Origin of the sequence: Tepidimonas sediminis, from assembly GCF_007556605.1 — a bacterium.
Classification (GTDB): Bacteria; Pseudomonadota; Gammaproteobacteria; order Burkholderiales; family Burkholderiaceae_C; genus Tepidimonas; species Tepidimonas sediminis.
The window spans coordinates 1-1,417 of sequence record NZ_VJND01000031.1 but is presented as its reverse complement, the minus strand read 5'-3'; the positions used below and the strand labels follow the sequence as shown (position 1 = coordinate 1,417).

At 64.6% G+C, this 1,417-nt stretch carries 1 protein-coding gene; it reads left to right on the top strand.

From position 1 onward, the window contains the following. Positions 1-93: 93 nt before the first annotated feature. Entirely contained in the window at positions 94-1,353 is a 1,260-nt protein-coding gene (locus tag Tsedi_RS12100; protein WP_185970674.1) for a DDE-type integrase/transposase/recombinase, read from the top strand. The last annotated feature ends 64 nt before the right edge of the window (positions 1,354-1,417 follow it).

Here is a 1,417-nt window from a genome sequence, read left to right as displayed (position 1 = left end):
AGTCTTGTCCAACGAGGTATGAGCCTGAACGAGGCGTTGTGATTCCAACGAGGTGTGAGCCTGAAGGGGCGATCTGGGTCGATCATTTTTCACATGGTGATCGACATGAACGACTCTGCCCTGGGCACCATCGCCCAACTGCGCGCCTTCCTCGAGGGCACGCTGTCCGTGTCCTTTGCGCCCCTTGCCGATGACGATGCGCGCTACGCTCACATCGCCTGCGTGGTGCGCCGCTTCAACTACGCCCGCCTGTCCAAGCCCGACAAGGGCGTGGTGCGGCGCTATCTGGCCCGCACCAGCGGCTACTCCCGCCCGCAGCTGAGCCGCTTGCTGGCTCGCGTGCTCGACGGCGCACCCCTGGGCAAGCGCTACCGCGCCCCAGCCCACGCCTTTGCCCGGCGCTACACCGCAGCCGACGTCGATCTGCTGGTGCAGGTCGACCGTGCCCATGGCTGTCTGTCCGGGCCTGCGACAGCCCATTTGCTGCGCCGCGCCTGGCATGTGCACGGCGATGCGCGCTTTGAGCGCCTGGCGCAGCTGTCGCCCTCGCACCTGTACAACCTGCGCAAGACCCGTCCGTACCAGGCCGCCCGGCTGTCTTTCACCAAGACGCGCACCGTGGTCAACGCCATTGGCGAGCGCCGTGCGCCCAATCCCCAGGGGCAGGCAGGCTTCATCCGCATCGACTCCGTGCACCAGGGCGATCAGGACGGCATCAAGGGGGTCTATCACATCAACGCGGTGGACATCCTCACCCAGTGGGAGGTGGTGGCCTGCTGCGAGCGCATCAGCGAGGCTTGCCTGCTGCCGGTGCTGGAGCAACTCATCGAGCAGTTTCCCTTCCCCATCAAGGGCTTTCACTCCGACAACGGCGGCGAGTACATCAACAAGACGGTGGCGGCCTTGCTGCACAAGCTGCACGCCGAGCAGACCAAGTCTCGCCCGCGCAAGAGCAACGACAACGCGCTGGCCGAGGGCAAGAACGGCTCGGTGGTGCGCAAGGCCTTCGGCTACAGCCACATCCCGCAGCGCTTTGCCGGTCTGATCAACGCCTTCTGCCGCGAGCACCTCAACCCCTACCTGAACCTGCACCGGCCCTGCCTGTTTGCCAAGGAAGTGATCGATGCCAAGGGCAAGGTCCGCAAGACCTATCCCCCCGATCAGGTGCGAACGCCGCTGGAGAAGCTGGCCAGCTTGCCCGGTATCGACGCGAAGCTGCGCCCAGGCCTCAGCCTTGAGCAGCTGCACCACCAGGCCTTGCAGATGACCGATCTGCAGGCCGCCCAAGCCCTCAACGCCGCGCGGCTGCTCCTGTTTGCGACAATCACCAAACGATCCAGACCAGCCGCCTGAAGCAGACCCGAATAGACCCGCTCACTCCACAGGTTTCAGGCTCATACCTGAATTGGAAAACACT

What these genes read in the sequence shown, in the direction of transcription:
- Tsedi_RS12100 (WP_185970674.1), top strand. Translation starts at nt 94, where the DNA reads ATGGTGATCGACATGAACGACTCTGCCCTGGGCACCATCGCCCAACTG.